The organism is Marmoricola sp. OAE513, from assembly GCF_040546585.1.
Taxonomy (GTDB): domain Bacteria; phylum Actinomycetota; class Actinomycetes; order Propionibacteriales; family Nocardioidaceae; genus Marmoricola.
In genome coordinates this window covers 2,979,403-2,998,557 of sequence record NZ_JBEPOC010000001.1, presented here as the reverse complement: position 1 = coordinate 2,998,557, position 19,155 = coordinate 2,979,403, and the positions used below count along the sequence as shown (strand labels likewise).

The window sequence follows — 19,155 nt, the reverse complement described above, 5'->3', positions numbered from 1 at the left end:
AGGTGGGATGGACGGGAGGTCGGTGGGGACGCGCATCACTCGCTCCTGAGCGCGTCGATCGGAGTCAGCCGAGCGGCCCGGTCGGCCGGGTAGACCCCGAAACCGACGCCAAGTCCGAGGGCGACGGCCAGTGCGGCGACGATCGCGACCGCTGAGATGCTGACCGGCTGGTCGATCATGCTCGGCAGGACCAGAGCCCCGACCACGCCGACCGCCGAGCCGATGACGCCGCCGGTGATGCCGAGCAGCGAGGCCTCGATGAGGAATTGGCGACGGATCGCCGACGGGGTGGCTCCGAGCGCTTTGCGAAGGCCGATCTCGCGGACCCGCTCGGTCACCGAGACCAGCATGATGTTCATGACGCCGATGCCGCCGACCAGCAACGAGATCGCGGCGACCCCGGCGAGCAGGATCGTCATCGTCCGGTTGGTCGAGTTGGCGGTGTCGAGCAGCGCGTCCTGCGTCGCGATCGAGAAGTCCGCCTCGCTCGCGCTCACGTCGTGCGCCGTCAGCAGGGCCGCGTTGACCTCCTGGTAGGCGGCGGACAGCGTCTCAGCACTCCTCGCCTCCACGTAGATGGAGGCGACCGCGGTGCTGGTCGCGCCGGAGAGCCGCTGCGCGGTGGTGATCGGGACAACCGCGAGGTCGTCCTCGTTGGCGTCGTCCGAGCTGGCGCCCGAGACGTCGAGCACGCCGATCACCGTCAGCGCGGTGCCGTTGACCGTCACGGTCTCGCCCACCGGGTCGCGGCCGTTGAACAGCTCATCGACCGTGTCCGGGCCGAGCACGGCCACGTCGGCGGCCCGGTCGATCTCGTCCTGGGTGAAGAACCGGCCCGAGGACAGCTTGCGGGCGCGGACGTCCTGCCAGCTGACCGTCGTGCCGACGACCTTGGAGGTCCAGTTCGTGGTGCCGTTGGTCAGCGACGTCGACGTCGAGGTCGCGGGGGCGACCGCGGCGATGTCCGGCGCCACGTCCGCATCGGCCAGCGCCTCGGCGTCGGCCAGCGTCAGCGTGGTCGAGGAACCGAAGCCACCGCGGACGCCGCCGCTCCCGGTGCTGCTGCCCGGGGAGACGATGAGCAGGTTGGAGCCGAGCGAGTCGATCTGCGAACGCACCTTGTCCTGCGCGCCCAGGCCGAAGCCGACGGTGAGCACCACCGAGGAGATGCCGATGACGATGCCGAGCAGCGTCAGCAGCGAGCGCAGCCGGTGGGCCAGCACCGCGAAAGCGGCCGTGCGAAGTGTCTCGACCCAGCTCATGCGATCGCGCCTGCCGTTGCAGCCTCGGTCACGAGCCCGTCGCGGAGGGTGATGACCCGGTCGGCGACCTCGGCGACTTCGTGGTCGTGGGTGATGAGCACGATCGTGCGGCCCGCGTCGTGCAGCTCGCGGAACAGGCCGAGCACGTCCTCGGTCGAGACCGAGTCCAGGTTCCCGGTCGGCTCGTCGGCGAGGATCAGCGACGGCTCGGAGACCAGCGCCCGGGCCACGGCCACCCGTTGCTGCTGACCGCCCGACAGCTCGCCGGGCCTGTGATCGGCACGGTCGGCCAGGCCGACCCGCTCCAGCGCGCGCCGGGCGCGCTCCTCCCGCTCGGCCGCCGGTACGCCGGCGTACACCAGCGGGAGGGCGACGTTGCGCAGCGCGGTGGAGTCGGCGAGCAGGTTGAACTGCTGGAACACGAACCCGATCTCCCGGTTGCGGATGAGCGCGAGCTCGGACTCCTCGAGGTCGCTGACGTCGCGCCCGGCGAGCTCGTAGCGGCCCTCCGTCGGGACGTCGAGGCAGCCGAGGATGTGCATCAGGGTCGACTTGCCGGAACCCGAGGGCCCGATGATGGCGACGTACTCGCCCGCGGAGATCTCGATGTCGATGCCGCGCAGGGCCTCGACCGACACCGCTCCGGTGGCGTACGTCTTCCGCACTCCCTCCAACGAGATGACGGCACTCCGCCCACCCGACTGCCGGGGGCTCATCCGGGGTTCCCCTGGATGACGACGGGGCCGCCGCCGGGGGCGCCGCCCGCCGGAAGCTGGAAGTTGCCGCCGCCGGGGAACTCACCCCCGCCGTTCCGGTTGCCTCCGCCGCTGCCGGTCCCGCGCCGCCCGGTGATCGAGATGACCTCGATGACGTCGCCCTCCTTGATCCCGGAGGTGACCTCGGTCTGGGCGCCGTAGACCTCGCCCAGCGCGACGGTGGTCTTGGTGCGCTTGCCGCTCTTGACGACGTACACGTAGGCCTTGCCGGCGTCGTCGGTCCGCACCGCGGCCGTCGGCACCGCGATGATGTCGGTCGCCTGCTTCACGGTGATCTCGACGGTGGCGCTGGCGCCCGGGTACAGACCCGTGGTCTCCCCGGTGACCTCGACGGTCACCGGGAACTGCGCCGCGCCCGTGTCCGAGGCGGTGGCGATGACGCCGACCTCGGTCACCACGCCGTACGCCGTCTCGTTGCCCCCGGTCGGGGTGATCTCGGCCTGGAGGCCCTTCTTGAGCCGCGTGACGTCGGAGGAGGACACGTTCGCGTCGATGAGCAGCTTCTTCGGGGAGATCACGGTGATCGCCGCGGTCGTGTCCGACCCGGACGGGTCCGCCCCGCCGCCGGAACCCCCGACCTGGTCACCGACCTCGTAGCCGACGGCCGAGACGGTGCCGCTGAACGGCGCCCGCAGGGTGGCGTTCTCGACGGCGTCCTCGGCGTCGGCCAGCTGCGACCTCGCGCTCGCCAGCGACGCCTCGTCTGCGGCGACCTGGGTCGAGGAGCTCCCGGAGTCCTCGTCGAGCTGCGTCTGGGCCGCGGTCACCTGGGACTCCGCGGCCTCGCGCTGGGCGATCAGGGCGTCGTCGTCGATCTTCGCGAGCACGTCCCCCTTGACCACCTTGTCGCCGACCTCGACCTGGACCGAGGTGACGGTGCCCGAGGAGGTGAAGGCGACGTCCTCGTCCCGCTTCGGGGTGATGGTGCCGGTGGCGGAGACGGTGGTCTTGTAGGTCCCCTTCGCGACCGTGGAGGTGATCGTGGTGGTGTTGTCGTCCTCGCTGGCGCCCGCGGTCATGAACCACGTGCCCGCGCCGGCCAGCACGAGGACCAGCGCGGCCAGCGCCGCCCACCACCGTCGACGGACCGCGCGCAGCCGCGCGCCGAAGCCCTGCTTCTCTCTCGTACCCATGGCCCCGACCCTGGTCGGGCCGCCTGTGCGGTCGGTCGGCGGAGAATGTGAGGAGCCTGTGAGGTGGCGCGCCTTGGCTGCGCGGTCCATCCTTGGGACATGCGCGCAATTTGGAAGGGTGCCGTCTCCTTCGGGCTGGTGAGCGTCCCGGTCAAGCTGTACTCGGCGACCGAGAACAAGGACATCTCCTTCCGGCAGGTGCACGCCAAGGACGGCGGCCGGATCAAGTACCAGCGGATCTGCTCCCTGGACGGCGAGGAGGTCGCGTACGCCGACATCGCCAAGGGCTACGAGACCGAGGACGGCGAGATGGTCATCCTCGACGACTCCGACATGGCCGAGCTGCCCGCGACGAGCAGCCGGGAGATCAGTGTCGAGAAGTTCGTCCCCAGCGAGCAGATCGACCCGATGCTCTTCGAGAAGTCCTACTACCTCGAGCCCGAGAAGACCGGCGCCAAGCCCTACGCACTGCTGCGCCAGGCCCTCGAGGACGCCGACCGGATGGCGCTGGTGACCGTCTCCCTCCGCAACCGGATGTCCCTGGCCGTCCTGCGGGTGCGCGAGGACGTCATCGTGCTCCAGACGATGATGTGGCCCGACGAGATCCGGAAACCCGACTTCGGAGCGGTCGACGTCGACGACGCGCAAGCCCGCCGAGGCCAAGATGGCCTCGATGCTGGTCGAGACGCTGGCCGGCGACTTCGACCCCGACGAGTACGAGGACGACTACCGCGAGGCGGTCGAGGCGCTGGTGAAGGCCAAGATCGAGGGCGGCGAGGTGAAGTCCGCCCCGGCGGCGAAGAAGAGCACGGGCGAGGTCATCGACCTGCTCGCCGCGCTCCAGCGGAGCGTGGACGCGGCGAAGACCGCCCGCGGCGAGAGCACCGACGACGCGCCCGCCGCCAAGAAGTCAGCTCCGCGGGCCGCGAAGAAGACGGCCAAGAAGGCATCGACAGCGGCGAAGAAGGGCACTGCTGCCAAGAAGACCTCGAAGACGGCGAAGAAGGCCGTCAAGAAGTCTGCGAAGAAGGCGTCCTGACCGAATCAGCACCAAAATCCGGTTACCAACGCTTTTGGCGTGATTTAGACGTGTAACCTGCGTCATATTTTGCAACACCAGTGCCAAACACCCTACGATCAGGCCAGAATGGCGGGTGCTCAAAGAGGAGCACCAGCAGTTCATCATCACGGCGTCGCGACGAGTGCGGTGCCCTGCCGGGAGGAACCATCTTGAACCGACGAGTGCTGCGATTCGGCGCGATCATGGGGGCGGCCACCGTCTCGATGCTCGCCATCGCTCCAGTCTTCGCCGCGGCCCCTGTGTCGCAGGCGAGCTCGAACGCCCTGACGCTGGCCATCGGCGGAAGCCCGATCAGCTCGGGCACCGTGAAGGCCACCAACGACGGAGATGACGAGACCAAGACGGGCGAGACCAACCCGGTCGTCGGCGTCCTGGGCAACCAGAACCTCCTCAACATCGGTGTCCTCGCCCAGGAGGCGCAGGCCAAGGTCGCCGACAACGGCGACGGCACGTCCGCCGCGTGTGGTGGTGTCGCAGGTGAGGGTGCCGGCTTCGGCGCCAACGTCGGTGACTCCAACTGCCTCACCCCGGGCGACCCGGTCGGCCTGAACATCGCCAACCTGGACCTGACCGGCACCACGGTCATCGACCCGACCTCCGCGATCGGCGGGCTGTCGGCCCTCAACGGTCTCCTCGGCGACCTGCTGGGTCCGATCACGAGCGCCATCTCCGGCGCGCTGGCTCCGCTGGGCAACACCGGTCTCGGTGGCTCGCTCGGCGCCGTCTACGCGCACTGCACCGCTGCTCCGGGTACCGCTGAGGGTGGCGCGAACATCGTCGACTCGAAGCTCACGCTGAGCGTCGCGGGCACCGACATCGACCTGGTGAACCTGCCGGCCAACCCGCCGCCGAACACCCACGTCCTCACCGACCTGGACGCCGTGCTCAACGCGGTCCTGGACGGCGTGAAGGTCGACCTGAACGAGACCCTCGACGGTCTGGCCGCCCCGCTGGCCACGGTCGTCGACACCGTTCAGACCCAGCTGGTCAACACGCTGGTCGCCCAGGTGGCCGACGCGCTGTCGCCGCTCGAGGACAACATCCTCGACATCACGCTGAACAAGCAGACCAAGACCGCTGACACGATCACCGTGACCGCCCTCGACCTGGACCTGCTGCCCGCAGCGGCCCAGTTCACCGGCAGCTCGCTGATCGCCGCCCAGATCGGCACCGTGTCCTGCGGCCCGAACGGCAAGAAGGCGGCCACGCCGTCCCCGACGCCGACCGACGACCCGACCCCCGACGTGCCGACCGTGGTCGACTCGGGTGTCTCGGGCCAGGGCAACAACACCGCTCGCGACGTCCTCGTGGCCACGGCCGCGCTGATGATGCTGGCGGGTACGGCGGGCCTCATCGGCTACCGCCGGATGCTCACCAAGTGACACTGCTTAACTAAGTGAAGCAAGGCAAAGCCGGCGATCGCGTCGGAGGACTGAGCAAACGACTCTTCGTTCTCATCCTCACGATGGTGATCGCCGGCTTTGCCATTCCCTCACCGGGAGCCGGCACCGACGGCCCCGGCTACGGGGACTCCTCGCAGTACCACCCGCTCGGCAAGCCCGCGAACCCCGAGCAGCTGATCGTTCCCTCGATCGACCTGAAATCCCCGATCGTCCCGATCGAGATCGCCACCGACGGTGTCCTCAGCCCGCCGGAGGACGTCCACGAGGTCGGTTGGTGGAAGCGCAGCGCCCGTCCGGGAGCGACCTCGGGCCAGACCCTGGTCACCGGCCACACGGTGCACACCGGTGGCGGCGTGATGAACCGGCTCGGCGACCTGCGCCCGGGAGCCCTGGTCCAGATCAAGACCAAGCTCGGCACGATCGACTACGCGGCCACCAAGATCTTCGTCTACACCAAGGCCCAGCTGGCCAAGCACAAGCAGGAGCTGTTCAGCCAGGACCGCAAGGACTACCGGCTGGTGCTGGTCACCTGCACCGGCTGGACCGGCACCGAGTACACCAGCAACATCATCGTGTTCGCCGACGAGCTCGGGGTCCGCAACGGCTCGGGCGACAAGGCCGACAGCGACTCAACGTTCTCCGCGCGCCGCTGAGGAGTCCGGGAACCGGCTCGAGCCGACCCAGGCCACCGCGTCCATCAGGCGCGGCGCCACCAGGTTGAGCACCTCCGCGATGCTGCCCACGGCCGTGCTGATCGTCAGCGGGCGGTCCTCCAGCGCTCGCACGACCCACGCCGCGGCCTGCTCCGGCGTCCTCGCGGGCGAGCGGTCGTAGGCGTCGGTGGCCGCGATCATGCCGGTGCGCACCAGCGAGAGCCGGATGTTGGTGAACGTGACGTTGTCGGCGTACGCCTCGCGCCCGGCGATCCGGGCGAACGAGTCCAGCGCCGTCTTCGAGGCGATGTACGCCGCGAACCGCGGCGCCTTGATCTGCACGCCCCAGGTGACCACGTTGACCACGTGGCCGAACTTCTGGGCGCGCATGGCGGGCAGCAGCCCCAGGGTCAGCCGGACCGGGCCGAAGTAGTTGACCGCCATGGTCCGCTCGAAGTCGTGCATCCGGTCGTAGGAGTACTCCAGCGACCGGCGGATCGAACGGCCGGCGTTGTTGACCAGCATGTCCACGCTGCCGTGCTCGGCCAGGACGGCCGCGACCAGCGCGTCGACCGAGTCGCCGTCGGTGAGGTCCGCGGGGTACGCCGACGCCGCTCCCCCGGCGGCCACGACCTCGTCTCGCACGCGCTCCAGCTCGTCGGTCCGTCGGGCGACCAGCAGCACGTGCGCGCCCCGGGCCGCGACCGCGTGCGCCGCGGCCTCACCGATGCCCGAGGAGGCACCGGTGATCATCACGGTCCGCCCCGCCAGCGGGCTGGGCAGGTCGACGACGCGGGAGAGGACGTGCCGGCGCACGAACGCGCGCGGCGTGATCAGCAGGTTCCCAGGAAGGCTCACTGCTGCGCCTGCGGGGGGAGCAGCGGCCACGGGCGGACCTGCTCGAGCTGGGCGGAGAGCGAGAGCAGGGTGGTCTCGTCGCCGATCCGCCCGACCAGCTGGACCGCGACCGGGAGGCCGTCCTCACCGATCCCGGTGGGGACCGAGGCGGCCGGGTTGCCGGTGACGTTCCACAGGGCCGTCCAGGCCACCACCGGGCGCGACCTCAGCGTCATCGCGATGGTGCCTCCCCGGGCGAGCGCACCGACGCGGCGAGGTCGCGGGCCGATCGTCGGCGAGAGGACCACGTCGAGGTCGTCGAAGAGACGGTTGGCGCGCTCGGCCACCCGGTCCCCCGCAGCGAGCGCCTTCTCCAGGACCTGGGGGGTCACCCAGGTGCCCAGCCGGTAGGTCTCCCGGGTGCGCGGCTCCAGGTCGGCGTACCGCTCCACGGCGTCGGCCTCGGTCCGGACGCCGGCGAGGAACTGCGGGACGAAGGCGGCCGTCGGGTCCGGGTAGCGAGGGTCGATCTCGCGGACCTCGTGGCCCAGGTCGGCGAGCAGCCGAGCGGTGTCCTCGACCGCCCGGGCGTGCGCCCGGGCCGGCTTCACGCCCTTGGTCACCGGCACGTTGGACCAGCCGATCCGCAGGCGCCCGGGCGCCGTGCCCGCGGCGGCGCTGAAGCTGGTCGCGGGCTCCTCGAGCCGGTACCGGTCGCCCGCGACGTTGCCGCGGATGACGTCGTAGACCAGCGCGGAGTCGGCCACCGTCCGGGTCAGCGGGCCGGTGGTCCCCAGGGCCCACCACAGGTGCGGCACCGGGTTGCTGCTGACCCGACCGCGGGACGGCTTCAGGCCGAACAGCCCGCAGTACGCCGCCGGGATCCGGATCGAGCCGCCTCCGTCGCCCCCGATCGCAACCGGGACCATTCCCGACGCCACGGCGGCGGCCGTACCGCCGCTGGAGCCGCCCGGGGTGTGCGCCCGGTCCCACGGGTTCCGGGTGATGCCGCCGTCCAGGGACTCGGTGAACGGCCACTGCCCGAACTCCGGCATCCGGGTCTTGCCGATGATGACCGCGCCCGCGGCGCGCAGGCGGCGTACGACCTCGCCGTCGGCGGCCGCCGGGGTGACGTTGCCGCGGCCTCCGAAGGTGGTCACGCAGCCCTCGACGTCCAGCTCGTCCTTGATGCCGATCGGTACGCCGTGCAACGGGCCCAGCGCGGCCCCGGCGGCCCGCTGAGCGTCGAGCTCACGGGCCCGGGCGCGGGCCTGCTCGGCGAGCACGGCGGAGAACGCGTTCAGCCCGGGGTTGCGGCTCTCGATGCGCGACAGCGCGGCCTCGGTCACCTCGGCGGCGGTGACCTCACCGGAGGTGGTGAGCCGGACGGTCTCGGTGGCCGAGGAGTCAGCGTCGAACATGGGGCAAACCTAGCGGCCCGCCTCAGGGTGTCGCCTCACGGTGTGCTCAGCAGCGACCGGAGCACCCGCAGCGCGACCGACATCCGGGCCAGGTCCGCGTCGTCGTCGTTGCAGATCTCCGCGAAGACCTCACCCGCCCGCTCCAGCGCCGACTCCTCCTCCGCGGTCCAGCTCGCGACCATCGTCGCGACGTCGCTGCCCGGGTCCGCCCCGCCGAGCACCTGCGCGGTCAGCTGGGCGTGCACCGTGTGCAGGTCGTCGCGCAGGGTGGCCCGCGCCATCGTCTGCCAGCGGTCGTGCCGCGGCAGCGCCAGGATGCGGGTGACCAGCGCGGGCAGGCCGAGCACCTCCCCGATCGCGAAGTGCAGCCGGGCCACCTCGATCGGGTCGGCGTCCGCGCGGGAGGCGTTCTGGACGATCCCGACGACCATGTACGCCGGCGGGCAGACGGCCACCCGCACGGCGAGCTCGACCGGGACGTCGGCCTTCACCAGCGCGTCCCGACGCGCCTCGAAGGCGGCCAGCTCGGAGCCGGTCATGACGTCGGGGAGCGCGGCCATGACCCGCTCGGCGGTGACCTCGAACTCGCCCACCACGGCCTCGCTGTCCAGCGGCAGCCGACGGTTGTTCACCAGCCAGCGGCTGACCCGCTCGACCAGGGTGCGGACCTCGATCCGCATCCGGGTCTGCAGCCCGGCGTCGAGCCGGTTGTCGAAGGTCGCGATCTCGGCCAGCACCGCCTTGGCCCCGAAGATCTCGCGGGACAGGAAGTGCGCCATGGTCAGCTCCCGGACGCCGGCCCCGGTCTCCCCGCCGAGCCGGTGCAGGTACGTCGTCCCGGCGTCGTTGACGAGCTGGTTGACCAGCTGGGTCACGACGATCTCGCGGCGCAGCGGATGGTCCTCCATCTGCCGGCGGTAGTCCTGGTGCAGCGGCTGGGGGAAGTAGGAGAACAGGTCGCCGCGCAGGAACGGGTCGTCGGAGAGGTCCGTGGTGAGCAGCTCGTCGGCCAGCACGATCTTGGTGTAGGCCATCAGCACCGAGAGCTCGGGTCCGGAGAGGCCCTCACCGCGCTCGATTCGGGCCGCCACCTCGCGGCGGGTCGGCAGCGCCTCCAGCTCGCGGTTCAGCAGGCCGCGCCGCTCCAGCGCCCGCATCCAGTCCTCGTGCACGTGCAGCAGGGCGGGCGCCTGCGCCTCCCCGTTGGCCAGCGCCAGGTTCTGGGCGTCGTTGTCGGCCAGCACCAGGGCGGCGACCTCGTCGGTCATCGAGGCCAGCAGGGTGTTGCGCTGCTCGGTGTCGAGGTCTCCCTGCCGGACCACCCGGTCGAGCAGGATCTTGATGTTCACCTCGTGGTCGGAGGTGTCCACGCCGGCGCTGTTGTCGATGAAGTCGGTGTTGATCCGACCGCCCTCACCACCGCAACCCTCGGTCGCGTACTCGATCCGGCCGCGCTGGGTGAAGCCGAGGTTGCCGCCCTCCCCCACGCAGCGCGCCCGGAGCTCACCGCCGTTGACCCGGATGGCGTCGTTGGCCTTGTCCGCGGCGTCCGCGTCGGTCTCCGCCGCGCCCTTCACGTAGGTGCCGATGCCGCCGTTCCAGATCAGGTCGACCGGCGCGAGCAGGATCGCTCGCATCAGCGCTGCCGGGGTCATCGCCTCCTCGGTGACGCCGAGGGCGGCGCGGACCTGCGGGCTCAACGGGATCGACTTGGCCGAGCGCGGGAAGACGCCGCCGCCCTCGGAGATCAGCGCGGTGTCGTAGTCCTTCCACGAGGACCGGGGCAGGTCGAAGAGCCGGCGGCGCTCGGCGTACGACGTCGCGGCGTCGGGATCGGGGTCCAGGAAGATGTCGCGGTGGTCGAACGCGGCCACCAGCCGGGTGTGCTCGGAGCACAGCATCCCGTTGCCGAAGACGTCGCCGGACATGTCGCCGACACCCACGCAGGTGAAGTCTTCGTGCTGGCAGTCGATGCCCATCTCGCGGAAGTGCCGCTGCACCGAGACCCAGGCACCGCGGGCGGTGATGCCCATCGCCTTGTGGTCGTACCCCACCGAGCCGCCCGAGGCGAAGGCGTCACCGAGCCAGAACCCGTACTCGGCGGCGACCTCGTTGGCGATGTCGCTGAACGTGGCCGTGCCCTTGTCGGCCGCGACCACCAGGTAGGTGTCGTCCGGGTCGTGGCGGACCACGTCGCGCGCGGGGACGACGGTGCTGCCCTCGGGCCCTTCGGCGAGGTTGTCGGTGACGTCGAGCAGCGCCGCGATGAAGGTGCGGTAGCAGGCGATGCCCTCGGCCATCCAGGCCTCGCGGTCACCCGGGTCCGGGAGGTTCTTGGCGTAGAAGCCGCCCTTGGCCCCGACCGGGACGATGACGGTGTTCTTCACCATCTGCGCCTTGACCAGGCCGAGCACCTCGGAGCGGAAGTCGTCGCGCCGGTCCGACCAGCGCAGGCCTCCCCGGGCGACCGACCCGAACCGCAGGTGCACACCCTCGACGCGCGGGGAGTACACGAAGATCTCGAACTTCGGTCGAGGCTCGGGCAGCTCGGGCATGGCCTGGGGGTCGAACTTCAGGGCGACGTACGGGTGCTGCCGGCCCTCGGCGTCGTTCTGGAAGAAGTTGGTGCGCAGGGTCGCGTTGATCGCGGTCAGGTAGCCGCGCAGGATGCGGTCGTCGTCCAGGCTGGTGACGTCGTCCAGGGCGGTGGTGACTCGCTCGGTGAGCTTGGCGCTGGCTTCCTGGCGACCCTCCTCGGCGGCCGGGTCGAAGCGCGCCTCGAACAGGGCGACCAGCGACCGCGCGATGTCGACGTTGCCCGCCAGCGCGTCCGACAGCGTCTCCTGGGCGAACGGCGTCCCGGCCTGGCGCATGTGCCGGGCGTAGGCGCGCAGCAGCATCGCCTGGCGCCAGGTGAGCCCGGCCGCGAGCACCAGCGCGTTGAAGCCGTCGGACTCGGTGCGACCGTGCCAGACAGCCTCCACGGTGTCGGCGAAGAGCTCGTGCGCGCCGTCGGGCAGACCCTGGCCGTAGCGCAGTCCGAAGTCGTAGACGTGCGAGGGCCGCGGCACCTCCTCGAGCTCGTAGGGACGCTCGTCGACCACGTCGGCGCCCATCGCGGCGAGGATCGGGAGCATCCGCGACAACGAGATCGGGGGTCCGATCCGGTAGACCTTCAACCGGACCTCGCCGGTCGCGGCGTCCGGCTCGCGGTAGAGCGACAGCGCGATGCCGTCCTCCCCCTCGATCTCCTCCAGCCGTCCGAGGTCGACGGCGGCGACGTCGGCCGGGTAGTCGTCCTTGTAGGACTCGGGGAAGCTGTGGGCGTACTTCCGGGCGAGCGCCGCACCACGCTCGTCGCCGTACCGGGTCGCGACGGCGGCCGCCAGGTCGTCGCGCCAGGAGCGCGCGATCGCGGCGCAGCGACGCTCCAGCTCGGCCTGGTCGACCTCACTCAGGGGGACCCCGGGGGCCGGGCGCACGGTGAAGTGCAGCCGCGCGGCGAAGGAGTCGCCGACCTGGGCGGTGAACTCGATCGAGTCGCCGTCCAGCGCATCGAGCAGGGTGGCGGCGATCTTCTCGCGGACGGCGGTGTTGTAGCGGTCCCGCGGCAGGTACACCAGGCAGGACCAGAACCGCCCGTAGACGTCGGGCCGCACGAACAGCTTGAGCTGACGGCGCTCGCGGGTGTGCATCACCGTCTCGGCGATCGGCACCAGCTCGGCCACCGGCGTCTGGAACAGCTCGTCGCGCGGGTAGCTCTCCAGCACGTCCATCATCGTCTTCGCCGCGTGGCTCATCGGCTCGAACCCGGCAGCCTCGATCACCTGGCGGGCCTTGACCCGTGCGAGCGGGATCCGGGTGACCGACTCGGCGTACGCGGCGGAGGAGAACAGGCCGAGGAACCGGCGCTCGCCGGTGACGCGCCCGTCGGCGTCGAACGTCTTCACCCCGACGTAGTCGAGGAACACCGAACGGTGCACGGTGGCCCGGCTGTTGGCCTTGGTGAGCACGAGGAGGGTCTGCTCACCGGCCTTCTCCGCGACCGGCCCCAGGAGCGGGCGCGGCGCTGCCGGGTCGGCGCGCAGGATGCCGGTGCCGGTGCCGGTGACCGCGACGAGACGGGCCCCGCTGTCGTCGCCCTCCAACCGGTACTCGCGGTAGCCGAGGAAGGTGAAGTGGTCCTCGGCCAGCCAGCGCAGGAACGCGATGCTCTCGGCGACCTCGGCGGTCGCCAGCGGCGGCGGGGACTGCTCCAGGTCGGCGATCACGTCGTGGAGCTGGTGCTTCATCCGCGGCCAGTCCTCGACGGCCTCGCGGACGTCGGTGAGCACCTTCTCCAGGGTGCGGGTCAGCGGCTCGACCTCGTCCTCGGCGACCCGGTCGATCTCCAGGTGCATCCAGGACTCCCGGGCCAGCTCGTGCGCACTGGTGTCGGTCCGGTCGGCGCTGTCGTCGAGCACGTCGACCAGGTCGCCCGCGGGATCACGTCGTACGACGAGCTGGGGGTGCAGCACCAGGTGCACCGCGCTGCCGGCCCGGTCGAGCGCCATCATCACCGAGTCCACCAGGAACGGCATGTCGTCGGTGACGACCTCGACCACCGTCCGCCCGGTCGCCGACCAGCCGTCGGTCGCCGCCGACGGGGTGAAGATCCGGACCGTCGCGGTGCCCTCGCGGCGCTGCGCACCCGTCTGCAGGTGGTGCGCGACCGCGCCGTACAGGTCGGCCTCGGTGCGGTCCAGCAGGTCCTCGGGCGCCGCGTGCCGGTAGTACGCGCGGGTGGCCACGGCCAGCGAGACCGGGACGCCGGCGTCGGGTTGGGACCGGGCGTAGTCGCAGAGCCGCGCGAGCAGGTCGGCCTTGCTGTCGTCGGTGGACATGGGCACTCCGAGTACCGCCTCCAGAGATCCGGTGGCACGCCGTTGTGCCATCCCCTTCGAGGCTAGGACCACCGGCGTTCCCGAACAACCACCGGGGGGTCCCTGCGGGTCGCCGGAGACTGGCGGACACCGGTCTGCTCTCAGAGGGCCGAGCGCAGCTCCCACAGCAGGGGGTAGTACTTCATCGGCAGGCGGCTGCGCAGGTAGCCGGCACCCGAGGAGCCGCCCGTCCCGGACTTGGCGCCGATCATCCGCTCGACCATCACCACGTGCCGGGCGCGCCAGGCGGCCGCGAGCTCGTCGTGCTGGAGCAGCGCCTCGGCCAGGCCCCAGATGTCGGCGTACGACGACCGGTCGTGGGCGACCCGGCGCAGGGAGGCCGTGATCGCCTCGTCCGAGGAGGTGTCCAGGCCCGCCTCGCCGAGGACGTGCACGAGGCCGTCCCACAGCGACGGCTCGGCCAGCCGGCGGGCCAGCCGGTCGTTCTCCTCGGGGGTGAGCCCCTTGAACCGGTCGACGTACCCGCCGTCCTTGGCGCCGGAGAGGAACTCCAGCTCGCGGAACTGCACCGACTGGAAACCGCTGGCCGGGGCGAGGCGCTGCCGGAACTCCAGGAAGTCCTGCGGCGTCATCGTCTCCAGCACGTCGACCTGCTGCACCAGCACGCGCTCGATGACGTGCATCCGGGTCAGCAGGTGCCGCGCGAACCAGAGGTCGCGCCCGCCGCTGGCCGCCGCCGTGCCGATCAGCGCGTCCCGGACGGTCTCCGCCTCGTGCAGCAGCTGCTTGAACCAGAGCTCGTAGACCTGGTGGATCGTGATGAACAGCAGCTCGTCGTGCGCGGGCGGGTCCGACTCGAGGTGCTGGGAGTCCAGCAGCTGCGGGAGTCGCAGGTAGGAGCCGTAGGTCAGCAGCGCGCCGTCCTCGCCGAAGCTGACGAAGTTCTCGGGGGTGTTCACGTCGTCCAACGTAATCCCCCATGATGTGTCCATGAAGCTTCGCCACGAACTCGCCTACGACGCCGCGCCCGCCGCCGTGCTCGCCATGCTCACCGACCCCGCGTACTGGGACAAGGTGGCCGTCGCCACCGGTGCCATCTCCAGCGTGGCCACCGTCGAGGCCGACGGTGCTGCCACCCGGATCCGGATCGACCAGGAGCAGGCTGTTGCCGGCGTGCCGTCGTTCGCGAAGAAGTTCGTGGGCGACTCCACCCAGGCGATCACCACCACGGTGTGGAGCGGTGCGAGCGCGTCGCACACCGTGGACACCCCCGGGAAGCCGACCAGCATCAACGGCACGGCGACCGTGACCGAGAAGGGTTCCGGCAGCGTGCTGACCTACGACCTGGACGTGAAGGCCAGCGTCCCGCTGATCGGCGGCAAGCTGGAGAAGCTGGTCCTGGAGCTCTACAAGGAGGGCCTGGCCAAGGAGCAGGCTGCCGGCGCCGCGTGGCTGGCGGGCGAGCGATGAGCAAGCGGGTCCGCCACGAACTCCGGTACGACGGCGCCACCTCCGAGGCCGTCTACGCGATGCTGTCCGATCCTGCGTTCCGCGACGCGGTGTGCGAGTTCCAGCGCTTCCCCCGTCGCGAGGTGACGATCACCCCGACCGCCGTGGGCATGGACGTCACGGTCGACCAGCACCGTCCGGCGACCGAGGTGCCGTCCTTCGCCCGCAAGTTCGTCGGCGAGGAGATCAACATCGTCCAGTCGGAGTCGTGGACGTCCCCGACGCTGGCCAGCCTGCACGTGACCATCCCGGGCAAACCCGGGGACATGAAGGGCACGGTCACGCTCACCGAGGTCGACGGAGGCGTCACCGAGGTCGTCGAGGTCGAGGTCAAGGCCTCGATCCCGCTGGTCGGCGGCAAGATCGAGGGCCTCATCGGCGACATGCTCGGCAAGGCCCTGCGCGCCGAGAACAAGGTCGGACGGGACTGGCTCGCCCGCTAGTCGTCCTCCTCGGCCCGCTTGCGCGCGATCCTGATCGTGATCGCCAGCAGCAGGATCGGCCCGAACGCCAGGACGAGCACGACCGCGTGCTCGAACGGGTGCAGCTTGCCGAGGTGCTCAGCGGTCACCAGAGCGATCTGCGGGGCGGTCATCCCCCCAGTATCCCCGCTGCCCGTCCTCAGCCCTGTTCTGGGGCCTGCTCTGGGTCCTGCTCTGGGGCCTGGTGCGGGTAGCCCACCGAGGTCGGCGGCACGAACGTCTCCTTGATCGACCGTGGCGAGGTCCAGCGCAGCAGGTTCGCCGCCGAGCCCGCCTTGTCGTTGGTGCCCGAGGCCCGGCCGCCGCCGAACGGCTGCTGGCCGACCACCGCGCCGGTCGGCTTGTCGTTGACGTAGAAGTTGCCTGCCGCGAACCGGAGCCGCTCGCTCGCCCACGCGATCGCCGCCCGGTCCTGCGCGATCACCGCGCCGGTGAGCGCGTACGGCGCGAACGACTCGAGCTGGTCGGTGACCCTCTCGAAGCGGGCGTCCTCGTAGACGTGCACCGCCAGGATGGGCCCGAAGTACTCGGTCGAGAACATCGCGTCGGTCGGGTCGGTCGAGGTGACCACGGTGGGCCGGACGAACCAGCCGACCTTGTCGTCGTACTGGCCGCCGGCAACGACGTCGAGCTTCGAGGACCGCTTGGCCCGGGTGATCGCCGCCTTGTGCTTGGCGAAAGCGCGGTCGTCGATGACGGCGCCGAGGAAGTTCGAGAAGTCCCGGACGTCGCCCATCGCCAGGCCCTCGACCTCGGCCACCAGCGGGTCGCGCAGCTTCTTCCACAGCGACCGCGGCACGTAGGCGCGCGACGCGGCCGAGCACTTCTGTCCCTGGTACTCGAAGGCGCCGCGCACCAGCGCGACCCGGAGCACGTCGAGATCGGCCGAGGGGTGCGCGAGCACGAAGTCCTTGCCGCCGGTCTCCCCCACGATCCGCGGGTAGGACCGGTAACCGGGCAGGTTCTCCCCGACGGTGGCCCACAGGCGCTGGAACGTGGGGGTGGAACCGGTGAAGTGGATCCCGGCGAGGTCCGGGTGGTGCAGCAGCACCTTCGAGACGTCCAGCCCGTCACCGGGGAGCATGTTGATCACCCCCGGGGGCAACCCCGCCTCCTCGAGCAGCTGCATGGTCAGGTGTGCGGCCAGCTGCTGGGTCGGCGACGGCTTCCAGATCACCGTGTTGCCCATGAGCGCCGGCGCGGTCGGCAGGTTGCCGGCGATCGCGGTGAAGTTGAACGGGGTGATCGCGTAGACGAAGCCCTCGAGCGGGCGGTGGTCGGTGCGGTTCCAGATCCCCGGGCTGTTCGCGAGGGGCTGCTCGGCCAGGACCTGCCGGCCGAACTCGACGTTGAACCGCCAGAAGTCGATGAGCTCGCAGGCGGCATCGATCTCGGCCTGCCAGGCGGTCTTCGACTGGCCGAGCATGGTGGCGGCGTTCAACCGGGCGCGCCACGGTCCGGCGAGCAGGTCGGCGGCCTTGAGGAAGATCGCGGCCCGGTCGTCGTAGGACAGCGCGCGCCAGCCGGGAGCCGCCTTCGCGGCGGCCCGGACCGCAGCCTCGGCGTCCTGGGTGCTCGCGTGCCGGGAGACCCCGAGCACGGACGCGTGGTCGTGCGGCTGGACGACGGAGAACTCGGCACCGCCGCCCATCCGGCGGCGCCCGCCGATGGTGGCCGGCAGGTTGATCGTGCGGGTGGACTGGCGGGTCAGCTCTGCGGTCAGGGCGGCCCGTTCGGGGCTGCCCGGCGCGTAGTGCAGGGTCGGCTCGTTGGTGGGAGCCGGCGGGTGGGTGATGGCATCCATCGCCCCAGGTTGCCACAGGGCCGGGGTCCTCGAGCGGCCCCGGTCGTCGAGCCTGCCGAGACGCCCTCAGCCGATCAGGTCGGGGATCTCCTGGGTCGCGAACCAGCCGAGGTCCGGCAGGTCGTCCTCACCCGGGTCGACGTCCTCGGTGTCGGCGTGGACCGCCTCGACCTGGCTGAGGGGGAACGCGGCGTCCTCGTCCTCGACGTCGGCCACGATGACGACCCGACGGCCGTCCTCCTCGAGGAGACCGGTCGCGACCTCGGCCGCCTCGGCCAGCGCCTCGTACTCGGCCTCCTCGGAGTCGTCGACCGGCACGAAGCGCTCGGCCGTCGAGGGCACCGAGCCGGAGCGGACGTACGCCGCCAGACCGGCGACGGTGGTCGGGACGTAGACCCTCATGTCGTCTTCTTCCTCCCCCGCGGCGCCCGCGGACGGGTGTCGCTGGCGCTGTCGACCAGCTCGTCGAGGGCTTCCTTCACGCACTGACCGAGCACGTCGACGTCGGGCAGGATGTCGCGGTCCGCGGTGATGCCGTAGTAGACGCCCCCGTCGTAGGAGGTGACGCCGATGGCCAGCGAGAAGCCCTTCTGCAGCGGCGGGACCGGGTAGGTCTCGATCATCTCCGCGCCGGCCATGAACATCGGGAACTGCGGACCGGGCACGTTGGTGACGACCAGGTTGACCCCGGCGGACTCGTCGACAGCCACCCGGGACCCGAGCGCGTGGAAGGTGGTCGGCGCGAAGCCCGCGACCCCCGCGATCCGGTCCGCGGCCAGCGCTCGACCCGTCTCGCTGTGGGCCTTGAACGCGTAGGACACCTGGTGCAGCCGGATCACCGGGGACGCCTCCCCGATGGGCAGGTCCAGGCGGTGCCCGACGACCTGGGAGCCGAGCGAGGTCGGCTCCAGGTCCTCGTCGATGACGCTCATCGGTACCAACGCCTTGATCCGCCGGCCGCTGCCGACGGACTCGGCCCGGGTCATCAACCAGGCCCGGATCGCGCCGGTAAGGGTGGCCAGGATGACGTCGTTGACGGTGCCGCCGTGGACCCGACGAACCCGGCGGTAGTCCTTGAGAGCGGTCCGCACGAGTACCACCCGGCGCTGCTCGTTCGGGTCGACGTTGAACGGGCTGTCGGGCGCCGTACGGCGGTTCGACAGTGCGCCGGCGATGGACCCCACCCGGTTCAGCACCGACCCGGCCGCCCTGCCGGCCGCACCGACCGTGCCGCGGGCGGTGGTGAGCGCCGTGAGCGGGTCCTTGGCGGTCTCGGCGAGGGCGTCCAGGACCAGCGCGGTCGAGGACGGCTCGGCCGCCGGACGCCAGTCCTCGGGGACCAGGTGCCGCGGGCCGGGGTCGACGTCGAGCAGCACCTGGCCCAGGTCGACCGTGCCGATCCCGTCGACCAGGATCTGGTGGGACTTGGAGAGCACGGCGACGCGTCCCCCCTCGAGCCCCTCGACGAAGTACACCTCCCACAGCGGGCGGGAGGGGTCCAGGCGGCGCGACATGATCCGCGCGGTGAGCTCGCGGAGCTGGTCCAGGGTGCCGGGACGGGGCAGCGCGGAACGACGCACGTGGTAGCCGAGGTCGAAGTCCGGGTCGTCGACCCAGACCGGGTTCGCGATCCTGCCGGGGACGTTCCGGATGGCCTGGCGGTAGCGCGGGACGAAGGTGATCCGGTCCTCGATGTGCGCGATCAGGGCGTCGTAGCCGAAGCCGGACTCGCCCGGGTCGAAGATCTCCAGGGTCGCGTTGTGCATCGGCGTACTGGCGGTCTCCGCGGTCAGCAGTGCCAGGTCCGCGCTCCGCAGTCGCTCGCTCATCGGTTCCGCCTCAGCTCGTCCTGCCTGAGAACCTCCGGAGAGTTCCCAGGGTGGTGCAGGTATTCAATCCTGTACGTGGGAT

At 71.0% G+C, this 19,155-nt stretch carries 16 protein-coding genes and 1 pseudogene; 6 read left to right on the top strand and 11 right to left on the bottom strand.

The window, feature by feature from the left end; translation table 11 throughout:
• Window positions 1–35: 35 nt before the first annotated feature.
• From ABIE44_RS14970 to ABIE44_RS14960, 3 genes are read right to left on the bottom strand one after another with little or no spacing between them, the layout of a single operon-like run.
• Entirely contained in the window at window positions 36–1,262 is a 1,227-nt protein-coding gene (locus tag ABIE44_RS14970) for an ABC transporter permease (RefSeq protein WP_209715899.1), read from the bottom strand.
• A complete protein-coding gene (locus tag ABIE44_RS14965) occupies window positions 1,259–1,978 on the bottom strand; it encodes an ABC transporter ATP-binding protein (protein WP_209715901.1) in 720 nt (239 codons plus the stop codon). The genes ABIE44_RS14970 and ABIE44_RS14965 overlap by 4 nt, the downstream gene beginning before the upstream one ends.
• On the bottom strand, window positions 1,975–3,171 hold the full coding sequence (locus ABIE44_RS14960; RefSeq protein ID WP_209715904.1) for an efflux RND transporter periplasmic adaptor subunit: 1,197 nt from the start codon (window positions 3,169–3,171) through the stop codon (window positions 1,975–1,977). Before ABIE44_RS14960 ends, ABIE44_RS14965 begins: the two co-directional genes overlap by 4 nt.
• 99 nt (window positions 3,172–3,270) lie before the next feature.
• Between ABIE44_RS14960 and ku the strand changes: the two are divergent.
• From ku to ABIE44_RS14940, 4 genes and pseudogenes are all read left to right on the top strand, one after another.
• A pseudogene (gene ku / locus ABIE44_RS14955) lies at window positions 3,271–3,744 on the top strand (non-homologous end joining protein Ku); the annotation flags it as partial.
• Between the two features lie 91 nt (window positions 3,745–3,835).
• Window positions 3,836–4,210, top strand: coding sequence for a hypothetical protein (locus ABIE44_RS14950; RefSeq protein WP_354438417.1), 375 nt, complete (start codon window positions 3,836–3,838; stop codon window positions 4,208–4,210).
• A gap of 191 nt (window positions 4,211–4,401) precedes the next feature.
• The gene (locus tag ABIE44_RS14945; RefSeq protein ID WP_209715910.1) at window positions 4,402–5,634 is read left to right on the top strand and encodes a hypothetical protein; all 1,233 of its coding nucleotides are present in this window, start codon (window positions 4,402–4,404) and stop codon (window positions 5,632–5,634) included.
• Between the two features lie 86 nt (window positions 5,635–5,720).
• A complete protein-coding gene (locus ABIE44_RS14940; protein ID WP_209715913.1) occupies window positions 5,721–6,308 on the top strand; it encodes a class F sortase in 588 nt (195 codons plus the stop codon).
• Here ABIE44_RS14940 and ABIE44_RS14935 read toward each other — a convergent pair.
• From ABIE44_RS14935 to ABIE44_RS14920, 4 genes are all read right to left on the bottom strand, one after another.
• The gene (locus ABIE44_RS14935) at window positions 6,285–7,166 is read right to left on the bottom strand and encodes an SDR family NAD(P)-dependent oxidoreductase (protein WP_354438124.1); all 882 of its coding nucleotides are present in this window, start codon (window positions 7,164–7,166) and stop codon (window positions 6,285–6,287) included. The two genes, ABIE44_RS14940 and ABIE44_RS14935, sit on opposite strands and share 24 nt — an antisense overlap.
• Window positions 7,163–8,566, bottom strand: coding sequence for an amidase (locus ABIE44_RS14930; protein WP_209715917.1), 1,404 nt, complete (start codon window positions 8,564–8,566; stop codon window positions 7,163–7,165). The genes ABIE44_RS14935 and ABIE44_RS14930 overlap by 4 nt, the downstream gene beginning before the upstream one ends.
• 35 nt (window positions 8,567–8,601) lie before the next feature.
• Window positions 8,602–13,449: an NAD-glutamate dehydrogenase gene (locus ABIE44_RS14925; protein WP_354438122.1), complete on the bottom strand. Its 4,848-nt coding sequence runs from the start codon at window positions 13,447–13,449 to the stop codon at window positions 8,602–8,604.
• A 140-nt stretch (window positions 13,450–13,589) separates the two neighbouring features.
• Window positions 13,590–14,408, bottom strand: coding sequence for a tryptophan 2,3-dioxygenase family protein (locus tag ABIE44_RS14920; protein WP_354438120.1), 819 nt, complete (start codon window positions 14,406–14,408; stop codon window positions 13,590–13,592).
• 31 nt (window positions 14,409–14,439) lie between these two features.
• On the opposite strand from ABIE44_RS14920, the gene ABIE44_RS14915 reads away from it, so the two are divergent.
• Both ABIE44_RS14915 and ABIE44_RS14910 read left to right on the top strand, forming a co-directional pair.
• Entirely contained in the window at window positions 14,440–14,919 is a 480-nt protein-coding gene (locus ABIE44_RS14915; protein WP_209715928.1) for a DUF2505 domain-containing protein, read from the top strand.
• Window positions 14,916–15,401, top strand: coding sequence for a DUF2505 domain-containing protein (locus tag ABIE44_RS14910; protein WP_209715931.1), 486 nt, complete (start codon window positions 14,916–14,918; stop codon window positions 15,399–15,401). Before ABIE44_RS14915 ends, ABIE44_RS14910 begins: the two co-directional genes overlap by 4 nt.
• Here the strand turns inward: ABIE44_RS14910 and ABIE44_RS14905 are convergent.
• The 4 genes from ABIE44_RS14905 to ABIE44_RS14890 all read right to left on the bottom strand — a co-directional run bounded on the left by ABIE44_RS14905 (window position 15,398) and on the right by ABIE44_RS14890 (window position 19,073).
• On the bottom strand, window positions 15,398–15,553 hold the full coding sequence (locus ABIE44_RS14905) for a hypothetical protein (protein WP_209715934.1): 156 nt from the start codon (window positions 15,551–15,553) through the stop codon (window positions 15,398–15,400). The genes ABIE44_RS14910 and ABIE44_RS14905 overlap by 4 nt on opposite strands.
• 26 nt (window positions 15,554–15,579) lie before the next feature.
• Complete coding sequence (pruA, locus tag ABIE44_RS14900; protein ID WP_209715937.1) at window positions 15,580–17,244, bottom strand: L-glutamate gamma-semialdehyde dehydrogenase; 1,665 nt, start codon at window positions 17,242–17,244, stop codon at window positions 15,580–15,582.
• Window positions 17,245–17,310: 66 nt separating this feature from the next.
• Window positions 17,311–17,646, bottom strand: a complete 336-nt coding sequence (locus ABIE44_RS14895; protein WP_209715940.1) for a DUF6912 family protein — start codon at window positions 17,644–17,646, stop codon at window positions 17,311–17,313.
• Window positions 17,643–19,073, bottom strand: a complete 1,431-nt coding sequence (locus ABIE44_RS14890) for a WS/DGAT/MGAT family O-acyltransferase (RefSeq protein ID WP_209715942.1) — start codon at window positions 19,071–19,073, stop codon at window positions 17,643–17,645. The genes ABIE44_RS14895 and ABIE44_RS14890 overlap by 4 nt, the downstream gene beginning before the upstream one ends.
• Window positions 19,074–19,155: the final 82 nt, after the last annotated feature.